4 protein-coding genes and 1 pseudogene are annotated in these 6,451 nt (G+C 29.9%); 3 read left to right on the top strand and 2 right to left on the bottom strand.

Features of this window, described 5'->3' with window-relative positions; genetic code table 11:
* Window positions 1-275: 275 nt before the first annotated feature.
* Together V5787_RS02920 and V5787_RS02915 are read left to right on the top strand one after the other, a co-directional pair.
* Window positions 276-3,026: an outer membrane beta-barrel protein gene (locus V5787_RS02920; RefSeq protein ID WP_336891783.1), complete on the top strand. Its 2,751-nt coding sequence runs from the start codon at window positions 276-278 to the stop codon at window positions 3,024-3,026.
* A 461-nt stretch (window positions 3,027-3,487) separates the two neighbouring features.
* On the top strand, window positions 3,488-3,826 hold the full coding sequence (locus V5787_RS02915) for a hypothetical protein (RefSeq protein ID WP_336891782.1): 339 nt from the start codon (window positions 3,488-3,490) through the stop codon (window positions 3,824-3,826).
* A 52-nt stretch (window positions 3,827-3,878) separates the two neighbouring features.
* On the opposite strand, the gene V5787_RS02910 is transcribed toward V5787_RS02915, so the two are convergent.
* A complete protein-coding gene (locus V5787_RS02910) occupies window positions 3,879-4,820 on the bottom strand; it encodes an endonuclease/exonuclease/phosphatase family protein (protein ID WP_336891781.1) in 942 nt (313 codons plus the stop codon).
* Between the two features lie 136 nt (window positions 4,821-4,956).
* On the opposite strand from V5787_RS02910, the gene hflX reads away from it, so the two are divergent.
* Window positions 4,957-6,168 (top strand): GTPase HflX, encoded by a 1,212-nt coding sequence (hflX, locus tag V5787_RS02905; protein WP_336891780.1) that lies wholly within the window; start codon window positions 4,957-4,959, stop codon window positions 6,166-6,168.
* A 141-nt stretch (window positions 6,169-6,309) separates the two neighbouring features.
* Here the strand turns inward: hflX and V5787_RS02900 are convergent.
* Window positions 6,310-6,451, bottom strand: a pseudogene (locus V5787_RS02900) (IS1595 family transposase); the annotation flags it as partial.

Genomic DNA, 6,451 nt, shown 5'->3' with positions numbered 1-6,451 from the left:
AACTAAAGGAAAATGAACCAAAAAATAGATCCATAACTAACATAAACAATGAAAATAAGAAAAAAAAATATAAATTTTAGATTTAAAAAGTCAAAATTGAAATCTAAAAATGAAAAGAGCATTATGCAACGGTCTTTTATTGTATTCATAATAAAGCAATTACTTCAAAAATTGAAATTCCAGCACTGTAATAATTTTAAGTTTTATTTAACGTTTTAAACTTAAACTATATGGGAAGTCTTGTGTCAAAGAGATAAAACCTAAATCAATTCAAATTGAAAAGAACACTATTATTAGTTTCGTTATTTATCTCTACATCTTTATTTGCTCAAAAATTCACTTTAGAAGGAGTTCTTAAAGATCAAGATGCTGTCGTTTTAAAAGGAGCAACTGTTTATCTGCAGAGCATAAAAGATAGTGTTCCTATTGCCTATACTATTACAAATAATAAAGGTAAATTTTCTATGCGAGTAAATTCAGGAACCGACTCTAAAGTTATTTTTAATATTGCCTATTTGGGCTATGAACCTTATGTGAAAGATATTGATGTGCCGTCAGGAGATAAATTAAACATGGGAGATGTTATCCTAAATAATCAAATAGAAGAATTGAATATTGTGACAATTATTGCCCAGTCTCCTCCTGTTTTAATAAAAAAAGATACTGTAGAATATAATGCCGATAGTTTTAAAACTTTACCAAACGATAAAGCTGAAGATTTATTAAAGAAACTTCCAGGCGTAGAGATAGATTTAGATGGTAATATAACGGTAAATGGAATAGAGGTAGTTGCTATAAATGTTGACGGAATGAGGTTTTTTGGTGAACAAAAGGGAGAGATCGCTTTAAAAAACCTTCCAAGTAATGTTATTAGTAAAGTACAGGTTACAGATTATAAAACAGACAATCAAAAATTTACAGGAGAGGAGTCTGATTCTGGAACCAAAGAGATAAATTTTAAAATTAAAAAAGGAAAAAACAGAGCTACTTTTGGAGATGTTAAATTAGGCTATGGTACTGATGAAAAGTATCAAGCAAATGCTAATATTTTTAAACTTATTGATGGTGAACAAATAGGTCTTATTGCTGGGACTAATAATATAAATTTATCTAGGGGCTTTAATGCCTTACCCGATACAGATACAAGTAATGGATATATTAAATCTGATTTTGTTGGTGCAAATTACACAAAAGGGAAGTGGAATGAAACACGAATAAACGGGAATTATAGGTATAGTTCTCAGAGTAGAGATTTTGATCAAGTTAGTTCTAAAGAGACTTTTTTACCAAATTCAAATTATATTACAGATTCTGAGGTTACTAGTTTTAATGATTCTGAAAGCCATATTGCTGGTGCGGATTTAAAAGTTATTATAAAATCAAAAGATAGTGATTCGAAAAAAAAGGTACAGTTATCTAATGAAACAGATTTTAATAGTTCTAGTCAAGAATCCGGTTCTATAGTAGACCGGGAATCTTATTATTCCGATGGGGATTTAATTAGTGAATATAACTCAAAAAATAATTCCATATCCTCAAACTATGAATTTAAAAATGAGATTAGAGTAACTCCTGTTTTAAACAATAAAAGTGATTACTTAAATTTAAGTTTGGGTACCGATTTTAGTACAGGAGAATCAGATAGTAAAAACTACTCAAAAAACTTTCTTAATAATAGTAATAAAACGATCGTTCAAGATCAAATAAGCACTACCGATACTAAAAGTAGTGACATTCGTCTTAATGCATTTTGGAGTAAAGAATTATTTACTGATTTTAGATTAATGCCTAGGTATACTGCAACAATAAATTCTCAAAAAAGCGAAAATTACATTTACGATTTTGATGAAGTATCAGGAGAATATAATGATTTTAATGAAGAGTTAAGCTCAGATAGTAAGTATGTTACTACAACTTTAAGACCCTCGTTAAAATTGAGATATCAATACAAAGATATTCGTTTTGAAGCTGAAGGTGCTTATACAAATACATATAGAAATTATGAAGATGAGTTGGAAAATGCTCGTGATTTTAAAGCAGATTTTAAATATTTCACCTCTTCAGGAAGAATTCGTTATAGAGATGAAAATGGATATAAAAATATTTCTTTAACATATAGCCAGGATGTAAATTTACCATCACTAAGCCAATTACAACCGGTTGAGGACGTGAGCGATATTACCCATGTGCGAGTCGGTAATCAATTTTTAGAACCAGAAGTGAGTCATAACGTAAGTTTTCAATATCAAAATAATTTGGCTTATAATAATATAAATATTTCTGGAAATGTTAGAGCTCAATTTGTTCAAGATAAAATTATTAGTTCAACAATTACGGATTCCGATTTAAATAAACACACCACATATAGCAATATAAATGGAGACTATTCATATACAGGAAATGTTGCCTTTTCAAAATCTTATTTTAAGAAAAAAACAATCATTAATCTAAACGTGCGTTTAAATGCGAGTTATAGGAATAGTTTATCCATTCAAAACAGTGTAGAATTTGCCGCAAAAACAACAGTTTTAAAACCTTCATTTTCTTTTAGGTATTCTTATGATAATAAGGTTGATGTAAGTGCATCCTACAGTTACTCTGAAAACAAGAGTGTTTATGATGCTGATCAGTTTAGTGATAACAGCTACTTTATTCAAAACGTGAGTGTAGATACGAATGTGTTTTTTTTAAAAAACGTGTTCTTATCTAATAAGGTTTCGTATCGTTATAACAGTGGAGCGGAAGAGGGATTTGATGGAAATGCTGTTTTTTGGAATGCAGGTTTAGGAGTTGAATTATGGGAGAATAATGCAACTATTAGTGTTGTTGGATACGATATGCTTGGGGAAAATAATGGCTATAAAAGGTCGGTAACAGAAACTTATATTCAAGATGTTGAAAATCAAATTCTAGAACAATATTTTATGCTAATCTTTGTGTATAAGTTTGGGAGTTTTGCAGGTCAAAAAATGAATATTCAAGGAGGAGAAAGAGGTAGCAGAGGACGTTCTAGAAGAGGTGGATAAAAAAACAAGTTATTTTTCGTTTTCAAAATACTTTAATATGATTGCAAGTATCCAGTTAATTGTATCTGAACCAGACAAGGTGTTTGCCTGTTTTGTAGTATTGTATAATAGGAGAAAAACTGGTAGCACTAGAAAATTTTACGCTAGAAGTAAGATGTTTTTTTTCAGTATCATATGAAAATTCAACCTCCATAACATTGACTTAATATTAGAAAAAAAGGTTGTCTTAACAGAATAGAACCTTTTTTAAATAATTTTCAGAAAGTGTTAAAAACATGGGTCAAAAGAATTTGTTTTATCTCTTTTTGAAGTGATAATTTGCTGATGTGTCAATGTGATGAATATATTAAGAAAAATTCTTTTTGATGTTCATTTAACTAAAACAATAGGTTTTGATGAATTGATTTGTTGTTTCTTTTTTTTGCATTGAAACTATCTTTGTCAAAGAAAACAATGAAATTATGAAAAAAATTATTTTAGTAATGTTCGCCCTAGTTTTAGGAACCGTTGTAGCGATTGCAGCAAACCCTGAAACACTGACAATTAATGAAAGATTAAGAAATGAAATTGGAAGGTTATTAGATCATCCAAATTTTTCAGTAAATGAAACAACTATCTCTGCTAAAGTTGAGTTTTTAGTGAATCAAAAAGGAGAGATTGTAGTTCTAATGGTGGATACTCAAAATGAAATGATACGAGACTTTATCAGAAGAAGGTTAAATTACCACAGGGTAATAGAAATTTCTGAAAACTTGAAAAACAAAAAATTTTCAATTCCTGTAACAATTGTAAAGAATTAAAAAGAAAAAAATTAATTTCTATGCCCAAGCTAAAAATAAAGTTTGGGTTTTTTTATGTCTTTTTTTCAAGTAGAACATATACAGGAAAATGATCACTATAACCTCCCTGATAATATTTTCCAGAATAGGTTCTAAAGGGTTCGTATTTATGCCTGCCTTTGGGATTGGTTAAAAAGGGAGTGTTGAAAATATGAGCAGTTTTAAAGGTTAAGCTGTTTGAATTAGACTGAAAAAAATTATTTGACAATATGATTTGATCAAATAACATCCATTTTCCGTAAAATTTAGAAGCACCTTCCCCTTTTTGATATAATTTTAAACTCGGGTTTTTATACTTGTCGTTGACCAAATATTTATAAATACTATCATCAATGGGGTTGTCGTTAAAGTCACCCATAATAATAATTTTAGGATTTTGTTCCTTAATAGATTCGATTTCTTGATGTAAAATATTTGCGATTTCAATTCTTTTTAAGCGTGTTTCATCAAATCCAGATCTTTTAGAAGGCCAGTGGTTTACATAAAGATGTACAGTTTCATTGTTTAAAATTCCTTTTACATAAAGTATATCACGTGTGTAGTCCCTAATGTTTTTAGAATTATAAATAATAATAGGGATTGCTTTTGAATCTAGGATTTTAAATAATTCGGTATTGTATAATAATGCAGTGTCAATTCCTCTTTCATCTGGAGAATCATAATGAACATAATCGTATGGCAGGTACTGTAATCCGCTTGATTGAGTAAGGTCATCCAGTACTTTGCTGTTTTCAACTTCAGCTAATCCAATAAAAACAGGAGGTAGTTGGCAATCATTCTCTCCAATTCTGGAAATTGCTTTTCCTAATTTTTCAATTTTTAATTGGTAGCGATGTGGACCCCATTTTTTTTGACCTTTAGGTGTAAATTCTCTGTCGAGGGTGTAAGCAGCATCTTCAGTATCAAATAAATTTTCAACATTATAAAATGCAATGGAAATAAGGGGGTCGATCATTAATAGCTCTTAAATAGTGAAAAAACTAATGTACATCTTTTAATCATTTTTTGTTCACAGTTCGTTGATTAATTGAAGGGAATCGAAGTGTTGGGAAATTAGTCTTGCTGTTTCACAAAATTCGTACATTTGCAGTATGATTGATAAGAAAAAAGTAACATCAGAAAAAACGGTCTTGATTGGGGTGGTTACTCAGCATCAAGATGAAATAAAGGCGAAAGAGTTTTTAGATGAATTAGAATTTTTAGTTGAGACTGCTGGAGGTGTTTCTGTAAAAAGATTTGTGCAGAATGTGGAAAAACCTCACCCTAAGACTTTTATCGGAAGCGGGAAATTAGAGGAAGTAAAGAGATATATTGATACACATCATATTGGAACAGCAGTTTTTGATGATGAATTATCACCTGCACAGTTGCGTAATATTGAAAAAGTGTTGGATTGTAAGATATTAGATAGAACCAATTTAATTCTTGATATTTTTGCTGAAAGAGCTCAGACTAGTTATGCGCGTACTCAGGTCGCTTTGGCTCAATGTCAATATTTGTTGCCTAGACTTACAAAGTTATGGACCCATCTTGATAAACAAAAAGGAGGTATTGGATTACGTGGACCTGGGGAAACTGAAATTGAAACAGATAGACGTATAGTACGAGATCAAATTTCTGTGTTGAAAAAAAGATTACTTGTTATTGATAAGCAAATGGCTATTCAAAGAAAGAACAGAGGGCAGTTGGTTCGTGTAGCTATAGTTGGCTATACCAATGTAGGGAAATCTACATTGATGAATGTAATTAGTAAATCGGATGTGTTTGCAGAAAATAAGTTGTTTGCAACCTTGGATACTACAGTAAGGAAAGTTGTGATAAAAAATTTACCTTTTTTAATGACAGATACAGTAGGTTTTATTAGAAAGCTTCCAACACAGTTGGTAGAATCTTTTAAATCTACTTTAGATGAGGTTAGAGAGGCGGATTTATTGTTGCATGTAGTAGATATCTCTCATAAAAATTTTGTGGATCATATGGAATCGGTAAATACTATTTTATCTGATATTGAAAGTTCAGACAAGCCTGTGATTATGGTTTTTAATATGATTGATGCTTATGAACATGAAACTATTGATGAGGATGATTTAGTAACAGAAAAGACAAAAGCTCATTTTACTTTAGAGGAGTTGAAAAAATCTTGGATGGCAAAAATGGAAAATAATTGTATTTTTATTTCCGCTTTGCATAAACAAAACTTAGAAGAATTTAAATCAAATGTTTATGAAGAAGTGAAAAGAATACATATAAAGCGTTTTCCATACAATAGCTTCTTATACGAAGAGTATACTGAGGAAAGTTAGGCTTTAACCATTTTAATATTTAAATGGCGTGTTAAATGAGTTTCTATTTCCTTTATATTTCAATGTGAAATAGAAATGTAACCTAGGCTATGCTTATATTTTTTATTTCATCTAAAGAAAAAATAATTCAAATTTATTAAGTTATACGCCTAGTGTCTGTTTTGTATTTTTTTGATATTTAGGTTTTTGTAGTACCATTCTAAGAATTGTTTTATGAAAAATGGATTCTTTGTATTGTGACCTATTAATTCTAAAACAAAATTCATCAAAATATGCTTGTATA

The sequence above is a fragment of the Flavicella sp. genome, assembly GCF_037132785.1.
Lineage (GTDB): Bacteria > Bacteroidota > Bacteroidia > Flavobacteriales > Flavobacteriaceae > Flavicella.
This window is presented reverse-complemented; position numbering and strand designations above follow the sequence as displayed.

What these genes read in the sequence shown, in the direction of transcription:
- V5787_RS02915 (WP_336891782.1), top strand. Translation starts at nt 3,488, where the DNA reads ATGAAAAAAATTATTTTAGTAATGTTCGCCCTAGTTTTAGGAACCGTT.
- V5787_RS02910 (WP_336891781.1), bottom strand. Translation starts at nt 4,820, where the DNA reads ATGATCGACCCCCTTATTTCCATTGCATTTTATAATGTTGAAAATTTA.
- hflX (WP_336891780.1), top strand. Translation starts at nt 4,957, where the DNA reads ATGATTGATAAGAAAAAAGTAACATCAGAAAAAACGGTCTTGATTGGG.